15 protein-coding genes are annotated in these 23707 nt (G+C 63.5%); 6 read left to right on the forward strand and 9 right to left on the reverse strand.

Going from position 1 to position 23707, the window contains the following annotated elements; all coding sequences use genetic code 11:
* Positions 1-197: 197 nt before the first annotated feature.
* From NKH36_RS26725 to hutI, 7 genes are all read right to left on the reverse strand, one after another.
* A complete protein-coding gene (locus tag NKH36_RS26725) occupies positions 198-1970 on the reverse strand; it encodes a glucan ABC transporter ATP-binding protein/ permease (RefSeq protein WP_352964263.1) in 1773 nt (590 codons plus the stop codon).
* A gap of 359 nt (positions 1971-2329) precedes the next feature.
* The gene (locus tag NKH36_RS26730) at positions 2330-10891 is read right to left on the reverse strand and encodes a glycoside hydrolase family 94 protein (RefSeq protein ID WP_352965195.1); all 8562 of its coding nucleotides are present in this window, start codon (positions 10889-10891) and stop codon (positions 2330-2332) included.
* 246 nt (positions 10892-11137) lie between these two features.
* Positions 11138-11725: a HutD/Ves family protein gene (locus NKH36_RS26735; RefSeq protein WP_352964267.1), complete on the reverse strand. Its 588-nt coding sequence runs from the start codon at positions 11723-11725 to the stop codon at positions 11138-11140.
* An 8-nt stretch (positions 11726-11733) separates the two neighbouring features.
* On the reverse strand, positions 11734-13404 hold the full coding sequence (gene hutU, locus NKH36_RS26740) for a urocanate hydratase (protein WP_352964269.1): 1671 nt from the start codon (positions 13402-13404) through the stop codon (positions 11734-11736).
* 40 nt (positions 13405-13444) lie between these two features.
* Positions 13445-14263 (reverse strand): N-formylglutamate deformylase, encoded by an 819-nt coding sequence (gene hutG / locus NKH36_RS26745; protein WP_352964322.1) that lies wholly within the window; start codon positions 14261-14263, stop codon positions 13445-13447.
* Positions 14263-15804, reverse strand: coding sequence for a histidine ammonia-lyase (gene hutH / locus NKH36_RS26750; RefSeq protein WP_352964271.1), 1542 nt, complete (start codon positions 15802-15804; stop codon positions 14263-14265). Before hutH ends, hutG begins: the two co-directional genes overlap by 1 nt.
* A complete protein-coding gene (gene hutI, locus NKH36_RS26755; RefSeq protein ID WP_352964273.1) occupies positions 15801-17036 on the reverse strand; it encodes an imidazolonepropionase in 1236 nt (411 codons plus the stop codon). The genes hutH and hutI overlap by 4 nt, the downstream gene beginning before the upstream one ends.
* Before the next feature lie 98 nt (positions 17037-17134).
* On the opposite strand from hutI, the gene NKH36_RS26760 reads away from it, so the two are divergent.
* Together NKH36_RS26760 and hutC are read left to right on the forward strand one after the other, a co-directional pair.
* Complete coding sequence (locus NKH36_RS26760; RefSeq protein WP_352964275.1) at positions 17135-18487, forward strand: formimidoylglutamate deiminase; 1353 nt, start codon at positions 17135-17137, stop codon at positions 18485-18487.
* Between the two features lie 2 nt (positions 18488-18489).
* Positions 18490-19224, forward strand: a complete 735-nt coding sequence (gene hutC / locus NKH36_RS26765) for a histidine utilization transcriptional repressor HutC (protein WP_352964278.1) — start codon at positions 18490-18492, stop codon at positions 19222-19224.
* A 160-nt stretch (positions 19225-19384) separates the two neighbouring features.
* On the opposite strand, the gene NKH36_RS26770 is transcribed toward hutC, so the two are convergent.
* A complete protein-coding gene (locus tag NKH36_RS26770) occupies positions 19385-19729 on the reverse strand; it encodes a RidA family protein (protein ID WP_095496140.1) in 345 nt (114 codons plus the stop codon).
* 226 nt (positions 19730-19955) lie between these two features.
* Between NKH36_RS26770 and aztA the strand changes: the two genes are divergently transcribed.
* From aztA to NKH36_RS26790, 4 genes are all read left to right on the forward strand, one after another.
* The gene (gene aztA, locus NKH36_RS26775) at positions 19956-20774 is read left to right on the forward strand and encodes a zinc ABC transporter ATP-binding protein AztA (protein ID WP_352964280.1); all 819 of its coding nucleotides are present in this window, start codon (positions 19956-19958) and stop codon (positions 20772-20774) included.
* Positions 20774-21649, forward strand: a complete 876-nt coding sequence (gene aztB, locus NKH36_RS26780; protein ID WP_352964325.1) for a zinc ABC transporter permease AztB — start codon at positions 20774-20776, stop codon at positions 21647-21649. The genes aztA and aztB overlap by 1 nt, the downstream gene beginning before the upstream one ends.
* A gap of 22 nt (positions 21650-21671) precedes the next feature.
* Complete coding sequence (aztC, locus tag NKH36_RS26785; RefSeq protein ID WP_352964282.1) at positions 21672-22610, forward strand: zinc ABC transporter substrate-binding protein AztC; 939 nt, start codon at positions 21672-21674, stop codon at positions 22608-22610.
* 233 nt (positions 22611-22843) lie between these two features.
* A complete protein-coding gene (locus NKH36_RS26790) occupies positions 22844-23182 on the forward strand; it encodes a protein tyrosine phosphatase family protein (protein ID WP_352964285.1) in 339 nt (112 codons plus the stop codon).
* Between the two features lie 16 nt (positions 23183-23198).
* Here the strand turns inward: NKH36_RS26790 and NKH36_RS26795 are convergent, their stop codons facing one another.
* Positions 23199-23666, reverse strand: coding sequence for an Lrp/AsnC family transcriptional regulator (locus tag NKH36_RS26795; RefSeq protein ID WP_352964287.1), 468 nt, complete (start codon positions 23664-23666; stop codon positions 23199-23201).
* Positions 23667-23707: the final 41 nt, after the last annotated feature.

Below are 23707 nucleotides of genomic sequence, written 5' to 3' on the forward strand. Positions count from 1 at the left end.
AGGTCGCCAAGCCGGTGCGTGGCGTTGGGCGCGCGTGGATCAGGCAGCGCGCCAAAATAGCTCTCAAGGCAGGAAATGGCAGTCGCTCCTTCGCTCAACTGCCTCTCCAAAGAATCCTTTCTCTGCCTAAACTCAACCCCAAAATCGCCATATGCGATTCCCCTGCCTTACAGGGGGAGAAGGGCGAGCCTGGCCGCTCAGGCGGCCTCCTCCGTGATGGTGCGGCTGAGGCGGCGGACTTCCTCGTCGTTGAGCAGGCCGCCGGCGCGCAGCAGGCTGGCGAAGCGGCCATTGCGCATCGACAATTCGGCGAAGCCACCCATTTCGACCACCTTGCCCTTGTCCATGAACACAACCAGATCGGCATCTCGAACGGTCGTCAGGCGGTGGGCGATGATGAAGGTGGTGCGGCCGCGCCGCAGTTCGTCGATCGCTTCCTTGACACGGTCTTCCGTCTCGACATCGAGCGCGCTGGTCGCTTCGTCGAGCACCAGGATGGGCGAATCCTTCAGCACCGCGCGCGCGATCGCGATACGCTGGCGCTCGCCGCCCGAAAGCTGCCCGCCGCGTTCGCCGACGACCGTATCGTAGCCGTTGCCCTTCGACAGGATGAAATCCTGCGCGGCGGCGGCATTGGCGGCGGCGTGGACCTCATCATAGGTCGCCTCGGCACGCCCGACGCGGATATTGTCCTCGATCGAGCGGTTGAGCAGACCCGCATCCTGGAACACGGTGGCGATCGAGTGGCGCAGCGACTTGCGGGTCACCGTGCGGGTATCGATGCCATCGATCAGGATACGGCCGCTGGACGGTGCAAAGACGCGCTGCAAAAGATTGATAAGGGTGGTCTTGCCTGCGCCCGTCGGACCGACGATGGCCACGGTCTGGCCGGCACGGACCTCGAACGACACATCGTTCACGCCCTGCCCCGAATTGGCGAATTCGAAGCTGACGTTTTCAAAACGCACATGACCAGTGACGTTGCCGAGGTCGCGCAACCCGTCCGGCTCGGCGGCGTCGGCCGCGGAGTCCTCGAGGCGGTAAAATTCCTCGAGCTTGGCCCTAGCTTCCGAAATCTGGTTGGCGAAGGCCGACATCTGGTCGAGCCGGGCGATCAGCAGCGTAGCAAAGCCGGTAAAGGCGATAACGTCACCGATACGCAATTGGCCATGCATGACCAGATAGGAGCCAATCAACAGCACGACCATCATCGAAATGGTCGAGGACAGACGGTGCAGGGCGTTGGCCAGTGCCCACCAGTCGAGCACCGGATACTGGGCATCAAGCAGATTCTTGACATAGCGCTTCAAGGCGTCGGTCTCGTGGCCGATGCGATTGTAGCTCTGCAGCACGGCGACGTTGCTGACCGAGTCGCTCACATGCGCGAACACTTTGTGAAAATGCCTCTCCACGGACGCTTGGCCTTCCCTGGTGCGACGCATCACCAGCCGCCCGATTCCGACGTAGAGCGCGCCCAGCGCCAGCAGGACCATCGACATGCGAATATCCATGCTGAGCGCCGTCGGCACCAGCAGAACCAGTGCGACGACAGTGGACAAATGCTGCCTCATGAACTCGAGCCAGAGGCTGAACAGGGTCTCGACCGCGCGCAGAAGCGTATGCAGTGAATTGGAGGTGCCGCGCTGATGATGCCAAGCAAGCGGCATGGTGATCACGCGCTCGAATGACTGGCAAAGCACCTCGCTGCGCCGCGCATGGGCAAAGCGGTCCGCGCCGCGCGCCACCAGAACGAAGGCGACGACGTTGAAGACGCCGATACCGGCCCATACGGCGAGCGTCGAAAAGACCGAGCCGCCGTCCGAAATAGCATCGATCACCCGTCCGAACATGATCGGCTCAAGGATGGCGATAATGGCCAGCGCGACATTCGCCCCGCAGATAAACGCTACGCGTTTTCTGTCGGCAGCGAGGTAACCAAGCGCTCTCCAGTAGATTTGCAGAAGGGACACTTCAGCTACTCCGGCAAATTGTTATTGTGCACTGCATCATTTTCTGACTCGTACCCGTTGACGTGTCGCGAAACAATGCTCGTGTACCCCTTCAGTTCCCAATTCGCGAACAAAAGATCGCGACGCTGCGAAATCTGTCGTGATCACCTAACGGTTTGAGAAAAAAGGTAAAATGTCAGCCCTGCGGCAAAATCGTGGCAGGCGGCAAGCACTGCCGCAATTTTAATCAGCAACTGGTCATGTACGAATCCCTAAAGCCTGCATCGGCTTTTGGGAAAGCTCATGCGCAGTAGAAGTTCTAGAGCAACCTTAAACAACGCGCATCCCCAAGACGTGCAAAAAACGCTAAAATCCTTGAACTACGCCGGTATCCTGACGACCACCTCAGCCTTGTCGCCGGCTTTCGGTTCGAAAGACGAAGCTTTCGTCTTTTTACCATCTACCTCTAGCGAGATGGCTTTGAGCTTGGCGTCGCGGACAACGCGAACCCTGAGTTCGGCCCCCAGCACCTTGAGCGTTGCTGTATAACCATCCCAATGGCTGGGGAGTTTCGGCCTGAACTGAATGCGCTCGCCCCTGCGCTCAATGCCGAGGATGCCCTCGACCGCCGCGCGATAAAGCCAGCCGGCCGAGCCGGTGTACCAGGTCCAGCCGCCGCGGCCGCCCTTGCCTTGCCCGGCGTAGACGTCGGCCGCCACGACATAAGGCTCGACGCGGTAGTGCTCGGCAGCGGCCTCGTCGAGCGCGTGGTTGACCGGGTTGAGCATCGAGAGACAGCGGTAGGCGTCGTCGGTGCGCCCCATTTCGGCGAGCGCAATGACGAACCATGTCGCCGCGTGGGTGTACTGGCCGCCGTTTTCACGGACACCCGGCGGGTAGCTCTTGATGTAGCCTGGGTTCTGTTCCGTCCTGGAGAAGGGCGGGGTGAAAAGCTTGACGATCTTGAGCTCGTCGTCGACGAGCATTTTCATCGCCTGCTGCATCGCCGTCGTCGACCGCGCCGGATCGCCCTCGCCCGACAGCACGCTCCACGATTGGGCAATCGAGTCGATCTTGCATTCCTGCGAACTGCGCGACCCCAGCGGCGTGCCGTCGTCGAAGCTGCCGCGACGATACCATTCGCCATCCCAGGCCGTGCTTTCCAGCGCCCGCTTCAGCACGTCGGCGTGTTTTGTCCAGGCTTGCGCGCGCTTGGTATCGCCTTCCGCCTTGGCGACAGGTGCAAAGTCCCCCAGCGTCTTCAGCAGGAACCAGCCCAGCCAGACACTCTCGCCCTTACCGTGCTCGCCGACACGGTTCATGCCGTCGTTCCAGTCGCCACCGAGGATCAGCGGCAGTCCGGCGGGGCTGCTGCGCTTGATGGCAAGATCAAGTGCGCGCGCGCAATGATCATAGAGTGAAGCTGTCTTCTTCGAGATCTCCGGGGTGAAGAAGGCGTCGTGCTCGCCTTCTTCCAGAGGCGGCCCGTCGATGAAGGGCAGTTGTTCCCTGAGGATCGCGGTATCGCCGGTCACCTGCAAGTAGTGTGCCGTGGCATGGGCGAGCCAGACCACGTCGTCGGAAATCATGGTGCGGACGCCTGCCTCGGTGCGCGGCAGCCACCAGTGCTGTACGTCACCTTCAGGGAATTGCCGCCGCGCCGCGTTGAGGATCTGGTCGCGCGCCAATTTCGGATCATGGACAAGCAGAGCCAGCGTGTCCTGCAACTGATCGCGGAAGCCAAAGGCGCCGCTCGCCTGGTAAAACGCGGAGCGGGCGCGGATACGGCAGGCAAGGCTCTGATAGGGCAGCCAGTGGTTGACCATGACGTCGAGCGCCTTGTCCGGCGTCTCAACCTGGATGGTGTCGAGAAACCCTCGCCAGGTGCGTTCGTTGTCAGCCAGCCGCTGATCGAAATCCTTGCTGCTATGATGCTGTACCAGCGCGCTGGCTTCCTCGGCAGAGGCTGCATCGCCGAGCAGCCAGAGCAGCGTCACGTCGCCGCCGGCGGGGATGTCGATGTCGCGTGCAATTGCAGCACAGGGATCGTCGCCGGCCTCGACGCGGCCCGACAGGCTGGCGCCGCTGAGCACGGCATGCGGAAGTTCGCTGGTGCCGTGCCGGCCGATGAACTCACCGCGGTCGGCCGTCACCGAATGTGCCGCGCTGTCGGCGGCCAGGAAGGCGACCCGCTCGCTGAAGTCGAGCCCATAGGGATTTTGCGCCAGCAACGCGCCCGTCGCGGCATCCCTGGACGGAATGATGGTCGCCGCCGTGCGCGAACGATGGCTACCAAGAACCCATTCCGCGTAGGCGTAGACGCGCAGGCGCGCCGGCACCGAACCCGAATTCTGAATGCGCAATCGGGAGATTTTCACCGGATCGACAGAATCCACCACATGGGTAAGGTCCATCGACAGCGACCCGCGCCTCGAACGGAAGGTCGAAAAACCCTGCCCGTGCCATGTTTCGTAGGTCATGGCGGGATCGCGCACCACGGCGGCCAGCGGTGAGAACGCCCGGCCGCTGGCGTGATCGTAGATATAGATGCCCTCGCCGGGCCGGTTGGTGACCGGGTCGTTCGCCCACGGCGTCAATTGATAGTCGCGGCTGTTTCGGCTCCAGGTGAAGGCAGCGCCTTCAGCCGAAACATGGAAACCGAACAAAGCGTTGGAGACGACGTTGATCCAGGGCTGCGGCGTCGTGCGCCGGCCAGCTAGGCGCACGACATAGTGGCGTCCGTCGCCCTCGAAGCCGCCAAAACCGTTCCATTGGTTGAGCCCGCTGCCGTCGGCACTGCCTTCGATCGTGGGTTGGGCAGCCGATGGCTGTGGCGCCGGCGAAGACGGCGCACGAAGCGCTGCTGCACCTGCCGGCTGCAACGCGTCCCGCGCTTGCAGCGCAGCGGCCTCGGCGCGCTCGATCTGATCGAAGATGATGCCGTTGCGCGTGTGCAGGGCGACGCGGGCGACGGCGAGCAGCGTCTTGTAGGTCGTCTCGTCCATCAGGTCGCGGCGCACCGCGAAGATGTGCTGGCGGGGTCCGAGTTCCTTGCCGCGCAGACGGCTGTTTTCGCACAGCGTCTCGACTGCCCGTTGCAGATCCTGCACGTAGGATGAAGCCTGCTCGTTAACGACGACAAAGTCGATCATCATGCCGCGGGCGCGCATATATTCCTGGAAGCGGAGCGCCTGGGCAACGATTTCCAGGTCGGCGACATCGCCGATCCTGACCAGGAAAATCGGAAAGTCGCCGGATATGCTGGTCGGCCACAAGCCCGATTGCTTACCGAGCCCGGAGGCGATCGATTCGGCCGGGAGGCGCAGGAACGGATCCGGATAAATCAGATAGCGCGCCAGATTCTGCACATTGGCGGCATCGGCAAGGCTGAGACCGAGATGACGGGTCTGCACCTGCGAGCGGGTCCAGGCGAGCATCGCCTGGCGGGCGAAGGCTTCCGGATGATCGAGCCGTGCAATGGCTTCTTCGAGTTCGGCACGGTTGGCGCCGACGGCAGTCCAGAAGGTCAGCGATATCTTCTTGTTGGCCGGCACGCGCACCTGTCGGCGAAGTGCTGCGACCGGATCCAGCGTGAAGCCGGAATGGCCGCCAAGCTTGGCGCCGGGATCGAAGGCGGCGGCCTCGGTAATGGTGCGGCCGCGGCCGATGAAGGCGCGCCGGTCGGTTTCGGCCTCGGCGTCGCGCGTCGACCCAGACGGGTCGGTGACGAAATGCACCAAGGTGACATCAGGCTCGTCCGTTTCCCGCTTGCGTCTCGTGGCGAAGATCGCGCCGTTGTTCGCAGCGATTTCGGTTTCCACGAACATTTTCGAGAACGCCGGATGCGCGTTGTCGGATGCGTCGGAGCCTAGCACCAGTTCGGCAAAGGAGGTCACTTCGATATGGCGGTCGACCGGGCCGTCATTATAGAGCGTCACCCGCCGGCCTTCGCCGTTTCCTTCCGAGATGACGATGCATTCGACCTCCGAACGCAATGATCCCACCGATTTGACGAAGCTCGCCTTGTCATCAGAGAACAGCGTCTGCACCTCTTCGTTGGCGGCACGCTTCGGCTCGGCGGTGGCCGACCACCAGTCGCCGGTGCCGGAGTCGCGCAGGAAGATATAGGAGCCAAGCCGATCCTCGGTCGGATCCGGCTGCCAGCGCGTGACGGCAAGCTCGCCCCAGCGACTATAGCCGGAGCCGGTTGCGGTAACCATGACCGAGTAGCGGCCATTGGACATGACGCTGGTCGAACGGAGCGCCTTGAGCGGGTTGAGCACGATGCGCGTATCGGGACTCTCGACTTCCGTTTCGTCCTTCGACCGTTCGTCGGCCTCTGTCCTGACGGTGGCGGTCGGGATGTCGCGCGGCGCTCTTTCCTGCAGCAGCAACTCGGCCGACTCGATCACCGGATCGCTGTGAAAACGGTCGCGCAGGCGTCCTTCGAAGATGGCGTCGGCAACGGCGGCGATCGACATGCCGGAATGATGGGCCATGTAGTTCAGCACGACGACATGGTCGGTGCCCTCCGGCACGCGCTGCGGCGTGAAATCGACCGCATCGTAGAAGCCGTGCCGGCCAAGGGCGCCGAGCCGCCTCAGCCTGGCCAGGTTCTGCACCGATTCACGCGGGGTGAACTGCGCCGCCAGCACGGTCGCATAAGGCGCAATCACCGTGTTCTGGCCAAGACCTCGCTTCAGGCCGAGCCCAGGCACGCCGAAATTGGTGTACTGGTAGGTCAGTTCGCGGTCGCGGGCGTTGTAGGCCGCTTCCGAAATCCCCCAGGGCACGTTCTTCGAGCGGCCGTACTGGATCTGGCGTTTGATGATGAGCTTGCTGGTCTGATTGAGGATGCTGCCTTGCGGCTCCTTCATCACCAGCGGCGGCATCAGATACTCGAACATCGAGCCGGACCAGGACATCAGCGCGCCCTTGAACCCGATCTCCACGATCGGCCGGCCGAGGTGGAACCAATGCTCCGTCGGCAGATCGCCCTTGGCTATGGCGAACAGGCTGGTCAGCCGCGCCTCGGAAGCCAGAAGATCGTAGCAGCTTTCATCGAGCTGATGCTCCTCGACCCGGTAGCCGATCGACAGGAGCTTGCGTTCCTTTCGCATAAGGAAGGAGAAATCCATCTCGAAGGCGAAGCGGCGCGTGCGCTCGCGCAACGAAAGAAGCTTGGCCCGCAGCGCTTCGACAGCACTGTCGTCGCTATGCGCGTCGTGGACATGCGCTTCGCAGGTCGCTTCCAGTCTCGCCGCCCAGTCGGCGATGATGTCGCTCTGCGTCGATGCGGCCTCAGTATGGATAGCGATGGCGAGCTTGCGGATCTCGCCGGCCAGAACGGCCAGGTTGATGGTGCGGATCGACGCCATCTCGGGCTGTGCCTTGATCGATTCGACCGCGCGCCGCATGCCGTCGAGGCGATCGGCAAGCCGTTGGCGCAACGGCCGCAACTGGCGACGGTCGTCAGGCAACTCCGCCAGGCTTTCGTCGAGGATCGTCACCGTATCGAGGATACCCTCGAAGTCGCCCTGAAGGTGGACTGCAGGCGCTTCCGCCCATTCGGCGCAGGCGGCCGCCACCGCCACCAGATGGCCGGCGAGATTGCCGCTATCGACGGCGGAAATGTAGAGCGGATAGAGCGGCTTCAGCGTCGTCGTGTCATACCAGTTGAAGAGATGGCCGCGCTCACGCGGCATGCTCTCGATGGTCGACATCGTGGCGTCGATGCGGGTAGTCGCGTCTGACAGGCTGATCCAGCCGAAATCGCGCGCCGAAATCACCGACAGGAGATAGACGCCGATGTTGGTCGGCGAGGTGCGGGGCGCCACGACAGGCGCCGGACTTTCCTGAAAATTGTCGGGCGGCAAATTGTGATGCTCGGCCGTCACGAAGGTCTCGAAATAATGCCATGTGCGCCGCGCAATCGTGCGCAGCGCATGGATGTCGGCCGCCGATATGCGCAAACGATCCTCGGTTTCGGCCGAGCGGCTGATCCAGAAGGCGAACGCCGGCGAGCCGATCCAGAACAGCGCGAAGAAGAAGGCGACGAAAGCTCCAGTGGAATCGGCCAGAACAGGGATGGCGAGGCCGACGACGCCGACAATCACCGCGCCGTACATTATGCCGTAATAGGAGCCGAGATCGTTGTCGCCGTTCTTGTGAGCCTGCGAGGCAGCGCGCCATTCGAGCAGGTTTTTCCGGCTGACGAACAGGCGGTAGAGCGTACGAATGAAGGCATCGCCCATCATCCAAGCCAGATGCGCCATCAGCACGATCTTCAGCGCCACCAAGGCGGTGCCGAAGACAACGTCGCGCGCCAGCGCCGAGAAATGGCCGCGCGGCGTCTGGTCGCCGCTTTTCGGCAAGATGGCGTGGACGATGTCGAATGTCGGCGCCATGAACAGTGTGAGGATCAGCAGCGCCTGCCATTGCGCGGCCTGCGTGAAAGGCAGCAGCGTCCAGCCGGCGATCGCCGCCATCACCCAGAAGATCGGCGTCAGCGAGCGGCGCAGATTGTCGACCATCTTCCAGCGCGACAGCGCCGGCACGCCGGAGCGCGGATCGAGAATGAAGCCCAGAAGCTGCCAGTCGCCGCGCGCCCAGCGATGGTGGCGCGACGCGTCGACCGAATAGCGGGTCGGATAGTCCTCGACCAGTTCGACGTCCGTGACCAGCGCCGCACGTGCCAAGGCGCCTTCGAGCAGATCGTGGCTGAGGATGGTGTTTTCGTCGATGCGGCCCTTCAGCGCCGCTTCGAAGGCGTCGACATGATAGAGGCCCTTGCCGGTGAAGGAGCCGTCGCCGAAGACGTCCTGATAAATATCCGAGACGGCAAAGACATAGGGATCGAGGCCGCGATTGGCGGAAAAGACCCGCTGGAAGAAGGATGCGTCGTCGCCGCTGGTCAGCGAGGCGGTGATGCGCGGCTGCAGGATGGTGTAGCCGGCGGTGACAACGCGCTTTGCCGCATCGTAGTGCGGGCGGTTCAGCGGATGGCAAAGCTTTCCAACCAAACTGGCGACGGCATCGCGGGTGGTGCGCGTGTCGGCGTCCAGCGTCATCACATGGATGACGTTTTCCGGCAACGGCACATCCAGCGGCAAAAAGGTGGTGTCGCTGTCACCGCGCAGCAGAAGATTCAGTTCGTGCAGCTTGCCGCGCTTGCGTTCCCAGCCCATCCAGGCGCCCTGGGATTCATTGTAGAGCCGCCGGCGGTGCAGGACGTAGAAACGCGGCGCGCCTTTGCTGGGATAGCGGGCGTTCAGCCGCGCGATCTCGTCGCGAGCATATTGGAGGATCTCCATATCCGCCGCGTCGATTTCTGTTTTGCTGTCCGGCCAATCCGAAAGCAGAGCGAAATGGATTTCGTCCGCCGTATTGGCCAGGTGATGCACTTCGATGTTGCGGATGTTCTCCTCGACGTCGTCGCGCGAGCCGATCAGCGACGGCACTACCACCAGCGTGCGGGCCTCGGGCGGCATGCCGCGTCTGTAGTCGTAGCCGACGAGGCGCGTGGGCTTGAGGAACAACGATACGACGGTGTTGAAGAAGGCAAGCGCGCCTTCGCTGGCCGGCACGGCAAACAGCGCCAGCATCAAGACGATCGACGGCACGGACAGGCCGAGATTGGCAAGAGCATTGCCGGAGAGAACCAGAAGCAGGACCGTCAGCGCGAACACCGGCACGACAATGCCCAGCCATCCGATCTTGCGGAACGCCCGTTTGACCGTGACGCTGACGGTCGGCCGATAGCCGATCGCCTTTTCCAGTTCCAGCCGGCGCGGGCCGACCAGAAAGAACCCGACGTCGGTGTGAGCGGTCGGACCGGTGCCGGTGGTATCGGCGACAGCGGCATGGCCAGCGAGTTCGATCGCCTTTTCAGCAACGCGGAATTCAGAACGATCGGAGCGGCGCGCCATTTCCTCGATCGCGGTCCGGTACTGATCGCGCGAGAAGAAATCGAGCGTGGCGAAATCGGTGCGCTCGCGCAGCAAGGTGTCGATACGGCTGACACCTTCGAACCAAACCGTCCAGTCGATGTCGTTGATAAGCCGGAGGCCGCGGACGATGTTGCCGGTGGTTACGTTGCCGCCGGACAGCGTGCGATGCTCGCTGATGATGATTTCCTCGGCATCCGAGCCGGACTTTTCAAGCTCGCCCTCCAGCCATTCCAGCGCCCTGCCGGCATTTTGCGACCCGTCGCGCAGACGGTAGAGCAATTGGGTGGCAAAGGTGGTGTCCTGTGCATGGGCGACGTAGTTCGACAGGATCGCCTGACGGTCGGTGCTGTCGTCGATCGCCAGCACGCGGTCGGCAACCTCGTTGGCAATCTGGCGCATCTGCCGGGTACGATTGACCCGGACCGCAATCCGGCGAAGATTTTCGATCAGAACGAAGCGCAGCAGCGATGGCAGCGCCCAGAGCTCGCCGATCTTCAGCGGCTCGACAGACTGAAAGCCCTCGACGATTGCCTTGAACATGGTCGCAGAGACGGAGCTGTCCGAATGCGCGACATAGGTCCAGGCCAGCGCAAGCGCGCGCGGCACGCTGGCGCCGTTGGACAGCTTCAGTGTCGGCAACTCCCGATAGAAACGGCGCGGCAGGTCGCGCTTGACCTGAAAGATGGTTTCCTCGACCAGATAGTTGTTGTCGAGCAGCCATTGCGCCGCCGGCGTGATCGTCTCGCCCCTCGCCTGCGCGGCATTGGTCGAGCGGTAGACTTCGAGGATCTTGCTGGCACTGTCGCGGACGCGTGGTTGGAAATCGAACGGCTCCAGGCCGAACAGATCCTTGACGTCGCCCTTGGCGAGGGTTGTACCCAGCGTGCGCAGGCGCTCTTCCGGCAGGAAATTGGAGCGTATCGGCTCTTCGGTGATGGCCGGGAAGCCCGCGCTCGTCTTTTCCATTTGGGTGGGGGCCGTCTGAATATTCATTGAAAATTCCGCGTGGGGGACGCATAGCGGCGTCACCGCCACGGCAATGTCCCTAAAACCGATTCAGATGCAATTGGTTGCATCGAAACACAGGTCGAAAGTTTGTTTTCGCACCACAACTTTCAGACGATCACCCCTTCGCTCCCGCCGAGACTTGATCGAAGGAGGGATTCGGGCTTTTTCGTGATGTGGGCTTGAGCTTACGGCATATTTCGCCGGTGTTGCGATCATGTTTCGAAACAGGCGTTAATCGTTTGCAGCAACCCGTTCGATCCTGATCACGAACAGCGTCGCCGTTCGGGCTGGCTCCAGGCGCCATTTTAGGGCCCCCGGCCCGAGCAACAGCGTGTCGCGCGGCCCGATGCGGACAGGCGTCGCGCCGGCCACCGTGATCTCGCCGTCAAAACACAGGATGAGGGTAGTATCGGGCGCCGACCGGATATCTGTCGGGGCCGAAATCACCACGCGCTCGACGGCGTGGGTCATCCGTCCGCGCCGCGTCATGACGTTGAGATCGGTGATCGGACCGGCGATCAGCGCCGCTTGCGTCGGCACATCGGCCGGAAAGGAGAGCGGGGCGGAAGCCCTGGTCACCGTAGCCGCCGGGCGGCCGGCGATATCAAGGACAATCCCCTCGCCTTCCAGCACGGCCAAGGTTCGGTCCACTCCGGCAAACCCTGAGAACGGCCCGCCGCTTTCGACGCGCGCCATGGAGACGCGCCAGTCGAAATCGTCGAGCGCGGCACCTGCGGGCGAGATGGCGATCTCCGTCGTCACCCCGCCGCCGTTCTTCCACGGCATAGACCGGTATTCGGCTGCCTGGAGGACGCGCAAGACGCGGCTCAGCCGAGAATGCCTGGCAGGTTGAGTTGGTGTTTCCTGGCGCAGTCGATGGCGAGGTCATAACCGGCATCGGCGTGGCGCATGACGCCGGTCGCGGGGTCGTTCCACAGCACCCGCTCCAGGCGTTTGGCCGCTTCGCGTGTGCCGTCGGCGACGATGACCATGCCGGCATGTTGCGAAAATCCCATGCCGACGCCGCCGCCATGATGCAGCGATACCCAGGTTGCGCCGGAGGCGGTGTTGAGCAGCGCATTGAGCAGCGGCCAGTCGGAGACGGCGTCCGAGCCGTCCTTCATCGATTCCGTCTCGCGGTTCGGCGAGGCGACCGAGCCGGAATCGAGATGATCGCGGCCGATGACCACCGGCGCCTTGAGCTCGCCCTTCGCCACCATCTCGTTGAAGGCGAGGCCGAGCCGGTGGCGGTCGCCGAGACCGACCCAGCAGATGCGTGCCGGCAGACCCTGGAAGGCGATACGCTCGCGCGCCATGTCGAGCCAGTTGTGCAGATGGGTGTTGCCGGGCGTCAGCTCGCGCACCTTGGCGTCGGTCTTGTAGATGTCCTCGGGATCGCCTGAGAGGGCTGCCCAGCGAAACGGGCCGATGCCGCGGCAAAACAGCGGTCGGATATAGGCCGGCACGAAACCCGGGAAGGCAAAGGCGTTCTCGAATCCTTCCTCCTTCGCCACCTGACGGATGTTGTTGCCGTAATCGAGCGTCGGCACGCCGGCGTTCCAGAACGCCACCATCGCCTCGACATGTTCGCGCATCGACGCGCGCGCCGCCTTCTCGACCGCCTTCGGATCGCTGGTGCGCTTCTCGCGCCATTCGGCGAGCGACCAGCCCCTGGGTAGATAGCCGTTGAGCGGATCATGCGCCGACGTCTGGTCGGTGACCAAGTCGGGGCGCACGCCACGCCGCACCAGTTCCGGCACGATGTCGGCGGTATTGCCGACCAGGCCGACCGATTTCGCCTCGCCGGCCCTGGTCCAGCGCTCGATCTTTTCCAGCGCCTCGTCGAGCGTGTCGGCGCGTTCGTCGACATAGCGGGTGCGCAGCCGGAAATCGATGCGGTCGGGATCGCATTCGATCGCCAGGCAGCAGGCGCCGGCCATAACTGCAGCCAGCGGCTGTGCGCCACCCATGCCGCCGAGGCCGCCAGTCAGGATCCATTTGCCCCTGAGGTTGCCGCCGTAATGCTGGCGGCCGGCCTCGACGAAGGTCTCGTAGGTGCCCTGGACGATGCCTTGCGTGCCGATGTAGATCCACGAGCCGGCCGTCATCTGGCCATACATCATCAGGCCCTTCTTATCGAGCTCGTTGAATTTCTCCCATGTCGCCCAGTGCGGCACGAGGTTGGAATTGGCGATCAGCACGCGCGGCGCATCGGTGTGGGTGCGAAACACACCGACCGGCTTGCCCGACTGCACTAGGAGCGTCTCGTCGTCTCCAAGCGTCTTCAGCGAGGCGACAATGCGATCAAAGTCGTTCCAGGTGCGCGCCGCCCGGCCGATGCCGCCATAGACGACCAGCTCGTTGGGATTTTCGGCAACGTCGGGATCGAGATTGTTCATCAGCATGCGCAACGGCGCTTCCGTCAGCCATGAGCGGGCATTGAGCTCGCTGCCGCGTGGGCTGCGGACTTCGCGGATGTTCTGACGAGGATCGGTCATGGCGTCACTTTTCCTTTCGAATGAGCTGTGCGGAGGAGCGTCAGCGCCCGGCCCAGGCAATCGCGCTTTCCAGGATCCGCTTCAGCGTGGCGCGGATCGGCGCGGCGAATGCGGGGTCGTAAGGCACCGGCCAATTATCGGGCGTCCCCTTGCCCTCGGGCTCGCGCATATAGCCGCGGTTGGACAGTTCCATCTGCAGCGCGTGGACGTTGTTCTGCGGCTGGCCGAAATGGCGCGTGATCCAGCCGCCCTTGAAGCGGCCGTTGACGACGTAGCTTTCGCCGGTCTCTGCGAGGATCTGGCCGACCATTGCCTGCAAGGCCGGATCGGCGCTCTTGCCGTCATTGGTGCCGAGATTGAACACCGGCAGCGTGCCTTCGAACAGGCGCGGCAGCACCGAACGAATCGAATGGCAGTCATAGACGACGATCTTCTGGTGCAGGGCGCGAAGCCTGTCGATTTCGGCCTGCAAGGCGGCATGATAGGGTACGAAATATCTCTCGCGGCGCTCATCGATCTCCGACGGCCCAGGCTCTTCCCCGGCGCGATAGAGCGGATCGCCATCGAAGGTCTCGGTCGGGCAGAGCCCGGTGGTCGCCTGGCCTGGATAGAGCGAGGCGCCGGACGGGTCACGATTGACGTCGATGACGGTGCGCGAAATCGCCGTATTCACCACCGTCGCGCCGAGGTCTTCGGCAAAGTCATACAGCTTGTCGATCCACCAGTCGGCGTCGCGGCGGCCGAGCCAGGGCGATAGCAGCCGGCTTTCGAGGCCGGCGAGATCGATGCCGGTGTGCGGGACCGAGACCAGCAGAGGCGCCGTGCCGCGCGTTAGCGTGAGCCAAGGTGCGTTGTCCATCATCGAGCTTCCGAGATCGAGGGCAGCGCCACCGCGCCCCCTGCCTTCACCGCAGCGCCGCTGCGCACGATGGCGATGGCCTTTTCCATGTCGGGGTGGAAATGCCGGTCATTGTCGAGATGCGGCACTTCTGCCCTGACCAGCCTGCGCACCGCTTCGAGCGGCGCACTCGACGCCAGCGGTGCATGGAAATCGCAGCCTTGTGTGGCGGCCAGCAATTCGATGCCGATGACGGCCGTCGCATTCTCGACCATGCCGATCAGCCGGCGCGCGCCATGCGCTGCCATCGAGACGTGGTCTTCCTGGTTGGCCGAGGTCGGGATCGAATCAACGCTGGCCGGATAAGCCTTCTGTTTGTTTTCCGACACGAGTGCCGCCGCCGTCACTTGCGGGATCATGAAGCCTGAATTCAGCCCGGGCTTCGGCGTCAGGAAAGCCGGCATGCCCGACAGCGCCGGGTCGACCAGCATGGCAATGCGCCGTTCCGACAGCGAGCCGATCTCGCAGACGGCGAGTGCTATCATGTCGGCGGCAAAAGCCACCGGCTCGGCGTGGAAATTGCCACCGGAAAGTGCTGTGTCGTCCTCGGCGAAGATCAGCGGATTGTCGGTGACGCCGTTGGCCTCGGTGCCCAGTGTGTCGGCGGCCTGGCGTAGCACGCTGAGCGCCGCGCCCATCACTTGCGGCTGGCAGCGGAGGCAGTACGGATCCTGCACGCGCTCGTCGCCGACCCGGTGCGATTCACGGATGGCGCTGCCGGCCATCAAATTGCGCAGCGCCTCTGCCGTCTCGATCTGGCCAGGATGCTTCCTGAGCAGGTGGATGCGCGGATCGAATGGAGCGTCGGAACCCTTGGCGGCATCGGTCGAAAGCGCGCCGGCGACCAGCGCCGACTGGTAGAGCACTTCGGCGTCGAACAGGGCGGCCAACGCATAGGCGGTCGAGAACTGCGTGCCGTTTAGCAGCGCCAACCCTTCCTTGGCGCCAAGCGTGACCGGCTCCAGCCCGTGCGAGACAAAGGCGACCTTGGCCGGGAACCGGCCATGCGGGGTAAAACATTCGCCGACGCCGATCATTACCGCCGTCATATGCGACAGCGGCGCAAGGTCGCCGGATGCGCCGACGGAGCCTTGCGCCGGCACCACCGGAATGACGTCATTGGCCAGCATCGCTTCCAGCAATTCGATCGTCTGCGGCCGCACGCCGGAAGCGCCCTGCGCCAGGCTGGCCAGCTTCAGCGCCATCATCAGCCGGGTGATCGCAACCGGCATCGGCTCGCCGACGCCGGCGGCATGCGACAGCACGATGTTGCGTTGAAGGGTCTCGAGGTCGGCGGCGGGGATGCGGACGCTGGCCAATTTGCCGAAGCCGGTGTTGATGCCATAGACCGGCTCACCCCGGGCGACGATCCGCGCAACCGCCTCGGCGCTGGCCTTGATTTTTGGCCGGCAGCCAGCGTCCAGCTTCGGCACGGCGCCACGATAGATTTCGCGCCAGTCGGCCAGCGTTGTGTTCCCCGGCTTGAGTTTGAGTTCGCTCATCGTCCTCTCCAGATGCGGGCATGCAGCGGGTTGAAGCCCATGCGATAGGCTAGCTCGGCCGGGCGCTCGATGTCCCAGATCGCCAGATCTGCTGACTTTCCGGCCTCCAGCGTACCGGTCTGTTCGAGCAGTCCCAGCGCGCGGGCGGCCTCACGGGTGACACCGGCAAGGCATTCCTCAACAGTCAGACCGAACAAAGTCGCCGCCATATTCATGGTCAGCAGCAGCGAGGTCAGCGGCGAGGTGCCGGGATTGCAATCGGTGGCGACCGCTATTTTGACGCCGTGCTGGCGAAACAGACCGATCGGCGGCTTCTTGGTCTCGCGGATGAAATAGTAGGCGCCGGGCAGGATCGTCGCCACGGTTCCCGCCTTCGCCATCGCCGCAGCACCCGCTTCGTCAGTGTATTCGAGATGGTCGGCCGACAGGGCGCCATAGCGCGCCGCAAGTTCCGCGCCGTGCAGATTGGACAACTGGTCGGCATGGAGCTTGACCGGCAGGCCTGCTGCTTTCGCCGCGTCGAACACGCGAGAAATCTGCTCGGGCGAAAAGGCGATGCCCTCGCAAAAACCGTCGACGGCATCGGCCAGGCCCTCGGCAGCGACCGCTGGAAGAATCTGTTTAGCAACGAGATCAACAAAAACGTCCTTGTCGCCTTTCGCCTCAGGCGGCAGCGCATGGGCGCCGAGGAAGCTCGTCCTTACTGTTACTGGACGATGTTCGCCCAGGAGCCGCGCGGCACGCAACGATTTCTTCTCGTTTTCGATGTCGAGCCCGTAGCCCGACTTGATCTCGATAGTGGTGAGGCCTTCGGCGATCAGCGCGTCGAGGCGTGGCAGCGACTGCGCAACCAGTTCGCGCTCGCTGGCGGCGCGCAGCGCCTTGACCGACGAGACGATGCCGCCGCCAGCCTTGGTGACCTCTTCATAAGTCGCGCCGGCCAGCCGCATCTCGAATTCGTTAGCGCGGTTGCCTGCATGGACCAGATGAGTGTGGCAGTCGATCAGGCCCGGCGTTATCCAACGCCCTTCGCAATCGATACTCTCGGCTGCTTTGCCAAGCGCTGCCGGCATGTCGGCTTCCGGGCCGGCGTAGACGATCAGGCCATCGCGCGCGGCGATCGCGCCGTCTTCGACGATGCCCAGTCCAGCGGCGCTTTCAGCCATGGTCGCCAGACGCGCATTGCGCCAGAGGCGAACCTCCCCTGCCCGGCTTTTGCTCTCTCCAACCATCATCTTTTCCGTTTCAATCGGCGACGATTATGTATATACATATTGGAACGTACTGCAAGTGGTATCATTGCACGGACACAGGGAATCGGAGAGAAAACGTGACGGCGATCTTTGCGGAACAGGTGCTTCTGCCCGACGGCTGGCATTCCAATGCCCGGATCGTCGCCAGTGAAGGGCGCATCGCCACGGTCGAGCCAAATACTGCATCCCAGCCCGGCCACGAACGCCATGCCATCCTGCTGCCAGGCATGCCGAACCTGCACAGCCACGCGTTCCAGCGGGGCATGGCCGGCCTTGCCGAGCTGCGCGGCCCTTCCGCCGACAGTTTCTGGAGCTGGCGCGAGGTGATGTACCGCTTCGCGCTGTGGATGACGCCTGACCAGGTCGAGGCGGTCGCCGCGCAGCTCTATGTCGAGATGCTGGAGGCTGGGTTCTCACGCGTCGGCGAGTTTCACTATCTGCATCACGAACGCGACGGCCAGCCCTACGCCAACATCGCCGAAATGGCCGAACGCATCACTGCCGCGGCTGCCGACACCGGCATTGGGCTGACGCTGCTGCCGGTCTTCTATGCGCATTCCTCTTTCGGCGGCGCCGCGCCGAATGAAGGCCAGGGGCGATTCATCAATGATGTGGATCGGTTCTCGCGGCTTGTTGAGAAATGCCGCGAATCCGTTCGCGCCTTGAATCAGGGCGTCATTGGCGTCGCTCCGCACAGTCTGCGCGCCGTGACACCGGAAGAACTCGCCGCAGTTACTGCGATGGCGCCGGACGGGCCGATCCACATCCATGTCGCCGAGCAAGTGAAGGAAGTCGAGGACTGCCTTGCCTGGTCCGGGGCGCGACCGGTCGAATGGCTGCTCGCCAATGCCAAGGTCGATAAGCGCTGGTGCCTGATCCACGCTACCCACATGACCGAGACCGAGACGGCGGCCATGGCGAAAAGCGGGGCAATCGCCGGCCTCTGCCCAATCACAGAGGCCAATCTCGGCGACGGCACCTTTGCCGCGCTCCTGTTCACGCAACATGGCGGCCGCTTCGGCGTCGGCTCCGATTCCAACGTGCTGATCGGCCTGCCCGACGAATTGCGGCAGCTCGAATATTCGCAGCGCCTCGCCCACCGTGCCCGTAACGTGCTGGCGGTCGCCGGCGGTTCGACCGGCCGCGCACTGTTCGATGCAGCACTCGACGGCGGCAGCGCCGCGCTTGGCGCAGGCCCCTCGCGGATCGCCGCTGGTGCCCCAGCCGATTTCATCTCGCTCGATGGCAAGCATCCCTCGCTGGCCGGCAAGACGGGCGATGCGGTGCTCGATGCCTGGATCTTCGCCAACGGCACCAAGGTCGATTGTGTCTGGGTGCATGGCAAGAAACTGGTCAGCGGCGGCAGGCACACAAGGCGCGATGCCGTTGCCGAGCGTTTTCGCAAGGTGATGACGGAACTCGCGGCGTGAGCATGACCGGAACAATGGACGTCGGCGAGCCTCTCTCGCTGCATCAGCGCATCCTGTCCGACATCAGCGAACGGATCCTGTCGGGCGCCTGGGCGCCCGGCCACCGCATACCGTTCGAGCACGAACTGTCGGCCGAGTACAAATGTTCGCGCATGACGGTGAACAAGGCGCTGTCGCAGCTTGCCAAGTCCGGGCTTATCGAGCGCCGCCGCCGCTCCGGCAGTTTTGTCCGGCGGCCGCAGTCGCAAGCCGCGGTGCTGGAAATCCACGACATCAGGATCGAGGTCGAGGCGCTTGGCCTGCCCTATCGCTACGAGCGTCTGGCGCGACACAAAAGGCGCAGCAGTGCGGAGGATCGCGCCTTGCTGGAACTCGACGCTGCCGGACCTGTGCTGGCGCTGGAATGCCGGCATTTCGCCGGCCAGCGGCCGTTCGCCCACGAACAGCGGCTAATCAACCTGGCCGCCGTGGCCGAGGCCGGCGACGAGGAATTTCTTGCCATCGCACCTGGGCCGTGGCTGATCGCCCGCGTGCCGTGGAGTGCCGCCGAGCACCGCATCCGCGCCATCGCCGCCGACAAACACATTGCGGCCGCACTCGATATCGCGGCCGGCGCACCGTGCCTGGTGGTCGAGCGGCGGACATGGAGCGCCGAGCACCCCGTCACCTATGTCCGTTTCACCTATGCGGCCGAGAGCCACACGCTGGTCGCGCGGTTCACGCCGTCGCAGGGGTAAACCCTCCCCCTCGAGGGGAGGGTCGCGGAGGAAATGCCGCATGGCGGCATTTTGTGACGCGGGGTGGGGTCGGTGCAACCTCGCCGACCCCACCCCGTCTCGCAATCTCCGCTTCGCTCCGACTACTCGCCGCCCCCCGGGGAGGGTTAAGAGCCGCATCTCAGATGGCAGCGGTAACGATGATCTCGACCAGATATTCCGGTCCGGCAAGCTTGGCCTCGCCGGTGGCGCGAGCCGGTGTATGGCCCTGCGGCACCCACTTGTCCCATTCCGCGTTCATCTCGGCGAACGTGCTCATGTCGGCCAGCCAGATGATCGCCTGCAGGATCTTGGTCTTGTCGGTGCCTGCCTTGGCCAGCAACTCATCGATGGCCGCCAGGATGTCCCTGGTCTGGGCGCCGACGTTTCCGCCGGGTTCGCCGACCTGACCGGCCAGATAGACGGTGTTGCCGTGGATGACGATCTGGCTCATGCGCGGGCCAACATCGATGCGACGAATGCTCATGGGACGTTTCCTTCCTTTGTGGGTCGCGCCTCTTTAGAGTCGCGGTTCGCTGGGGGCAAGGTCGCCTGACTGAATCCTCTTGAGCCAGCAGGGCATGGACGAAAATAGGCACACAGCAAATTGCTCCGGTCGCCGCAATTCCGCCCGATTGGCTTGTTGACTAATGTAATAACATCACATATCCAATCGCCGCCACCCGTACCAGTCGTGCCCCACGGATCGTCACATGACCAAAACCTGCCTGACCTTCCGCGACCTGACGCTGGGCTACAACAGCCATCCGGCAATCCATCATCTCGACGGCACGATCCACCGGGGATCGCTGACCGCCGTCGTCGGCGCCAATGGCTCGGGCAAGTCGACCCTGATGAAGGGCATCGTCGGCGTGTTGAAGCCGATGGCCGGCATGGTTGTCCGCGCGGCCGGCGTGCGCGCCGCTTATCTGCCGCAACAGTCGGAGCTCGACCGCTCCTTTCCGGCCAGGGTCGTCGATCTGGTTTCGCTCGGGCTGTGGCCACGGCGCGGGCTGCTCGGCCGCTACACCAGGGAAGATCGCGATTCGGTCAGCCAGGCGCTGATGGCCGTCGGCCTCGGCGGCTTCGAGAAGCGCCCGATCGACACGCTGTCGGGCGGCCAGCTACAGCGCACACTGTTCGCCCGCGTGCTGCTGCAGGATGCCGACCTCATCCTGCTCGACGAACCGTTCAACGCCGTCGACACCAAGACCGTCGGCGACCTGATAGCGCTGATCAAGCGCTGGCACGGTGAGGAACGCACCATCATGGTTGTCGTCCACGATTTGGAGCTGGTGCGCCAAAATTTCCCCGAGACGCTGCTGCTGGCGCGCCAGCCAATCGCCTGGGGCGAAACCAAGGAAACGCTGCGGCCGGAAAACCTGCTGCGCGCGCGCCGCTTCCACGAAGCCTGGGAGGAGAACGCGCCCTGGTGCGAGCCCGACAATCATGAGCACGGTGATCACGCTCATGACCCTGGGCACGACCATCAGCACGACCATCATCACGGCCCCGGGCCTAGGGCGGCATGATGGACACGCTCTACGGTCTTTTCATCGCTCCGTTCGCCGATTTCGCCTTCATGCAGCGGGCGCTTCTCGGCTCGCTGATGCTGTCGCTTGGCGCCTGCCCCGTCGGCGTCTTCCTGATGCTGCGGCGCATGAGCCTTTCAGGCGACGCCATGGCCCACGCCATCCTGCCGGGTGCTGCCGCGGGTTTCCTGTTCTATGGGCTGGAGATCCTGCCGATGACCATCGGCGGGTTGATTGCCGGCATTATCGTCGCGCTCGGCGCCGGCGCCGTCTCGCGCTTCACCATCCAGCGCGAGGATGCCTCGATGGCGGCCTTCTACCTGATTTCGCTGGCCATCGGCGTGCTGATGGTGTCAATCCGCGGCTCCAGCGTCGATCTCATGCATGTGCTGTTCGGCACCGTGCTGGCACTCAACAATGAAGCGCTGACGCTGATCGGCGGCATCGTGCTGGTCACGCTGATCAGCCTTGCCATCTTCTGGCGGGCGCTGGTCGCCGAATGTCTCGACCCGCTGTTCCTGCGTTCGGTCAGCCGGTTGGGCAGCCCGGTGCATTTCATCTTCCTCGGCCTGGTTGTGCTCAACCTGGTCGGCGGCTTCCAGGCGCTCGGCACGCTGCTTTCCGTGGGGCTGATGATGCTGCCTGCGGCTGCCGCCCGCTTCTGGACCATGCGCGTCGAGCCGATGTGCGTGCTGGCGGTGCTGATTGGCTTTGCCTCTTGCGTCGCGGGGCTGCTCTTGTCCTACCACGTGTCGCTGCCTTCCGGCCCGGCCATCATCCTGTCTGCGGGCGTCGTCTATTTTGCCTCGATCCTGTTCGGCACGCGCGGCATCCTGCGGGCCCGTATTATCCATCACCGCCACAGAACCGCCTGATCCCAACAGAGGAGAGCTGTCCATGCTGAAATCGATCCGCGCCGCCTTGGCAGTGGGTGTTATAACATTAACCGCCTTTGGCGCGTCGTCGGCCCTCGCGGAGCCGTTGAAAGTGGTCGCCAGCTTCACGATCATTGCCGATTTCGCCAAACATGTCGGCGGCGACCGCATCAATCTGACCACCATCGTCGGGCCGGATGGCGATGCCCATGTCTACGAGCCGAGCCCGGCTGACGCGGTGGCAATGGCGGGTGCGGATGTGGTGCTGGTCAACGGCCTGCATTTCGAAGGCTTTCTGCAGCGCCTGGTCGACGCTAGCGCCACCAAGGCAACAATCGCCGTTCTGACCAATGGTGTCACTCCGATCAACTTCAAACCCGAATTCGCCGATGCCGATGCGGCTGAAGGCCCCCATACTGATGGCGAGACGGCCACCGATCCGCATGCCTTTCAGTCGATTGCCAATGCCAAGATCTATGTGAAGAACATCGCCGACGCCTTCTGCACCGCCGACGCTGCGGGTTGCGACAGCTACAAGGCCAATGCCGCAGTATATACCGAGAAGCTCGATGCGGTCGAAGGCGACGTGCAGACGGCGATCCAGTCGATTCCGGAGGAGAAACGCGTTGTCATCACCTCGCATGACGCCTTCGGCTATTTCGAGAAGGCCTATGGCCTCACCTTCCTGGCCCCCGAAGGGGTCTCGACGGAGTCGGAGCCTTCCGCTGCCGACGTCGCCAAGCTGGTCAGCCAGGTGAAGCAGGACAAAGCGGCGGCGGTCTTCATCGAGAACATCACCAACGCGCGGCTGATCGAGCAGATCGCCAGCGAGACCGGCATCAAGGTGGGCGGCACGCTCTATTCGGATGCGCTGTCGCAACCCGACGGCCCGGCCTCGACCTATATCGACCTGATGCACAACAATATCGCCCAGATCAAAGGCGCGATCCTCGGAAGCTGAGCGGTCGACGCCGTCCACTCGGTCGGCTTGCGCCCGTGCGGGCAACAAAGTGCTACAGCGTCCTTTGTGGATTCAAAGGATGCACGACGCCGTAGGTAGCCCGGCTGGATTTCCCGCATGAGAATGTCTATCTGCGCAGCGGGATTTCTTTCCGCGCGGATTGCCGCCCAGGCCAGGGAGTGGCAAGATTCCGCCCATGGCCAGCAGGCATCGAACATTGCGAGGACGCCATCATGGAATATCGTCAGATCAGCGAGGACTACTCGGTCTCGGGTCAGATCCACCCCGATGAGGTCGCCACCATCAAGGCCGCCGGTTTCAAGAGCGTCATCTGCAACCGGCCTGATGATGAGCAGCCCGGCCAGCCATCAGCGGACAGCATCAAGGCAGCGGTCGAAGCTGCCGGGCTCGCTTTCCGCTACATCCCGGTCATCAGCGGTCAGATTACGGCCGAGAATGTCGAGGACCAGGCCGAGGCGCTCGATGAACTCGAAGGCCCGATCTTCGCCTATTGCCGTTCCGGCGCGCGCTGCACCAACCTTTATGGGCTGATCCTGCAATCGAAGGGCTGATTACGGCAGCGCGCCGTCAGATAGGCAGCGCGCCGGTTTCCTTCAGCGTTTCGAGCACGATCGCCGTCTTCACATGCTGCACGGATTCGTGCGGCAATAGCACGCCGCTGACGAATTCCGACAGTGACTTCAGGTCCGGCGTCACGACTTTCAGGATATAATCCATCTCGCCGGTCAGCGCGTGCGCCTCCTGCACTTCCGGCAGCCGCGCCACCAGTTCACCGAAGCGCTGTGCATTGTCGCGGTTATGGGTGGCCAGCGTCACCGAGATGACGTTGACCAGCGAGAAGCCGAGCTTGTCGCGGTCGAGCACCGCCCGATAGCCCCTGATGTAGCCATCCTCCTCCAGCCTCTGGCGGCGGCGCGAACATTGCGACGCCGACAGGTTCACCCGTTCCGACAAATCGCTGTTGGTCAGCCGCGCGTCGCCCTGCAACAGAGCCATTATCTTGCGGTCAAACTGATCGATACGCGCATCATCCATGGATTACTCCCTACGTATGCACAGTTCGCGCATCACCTGAT

This window comes from Mesorhizobium sp. M1312 (assembly GCF_040318115.1).
Classification (GTDB): Bacteria; Pseudomonadota; Alphaproteobacteria; order Rhizobiales; family Rhizobiaceae; genus Mesorhizobium.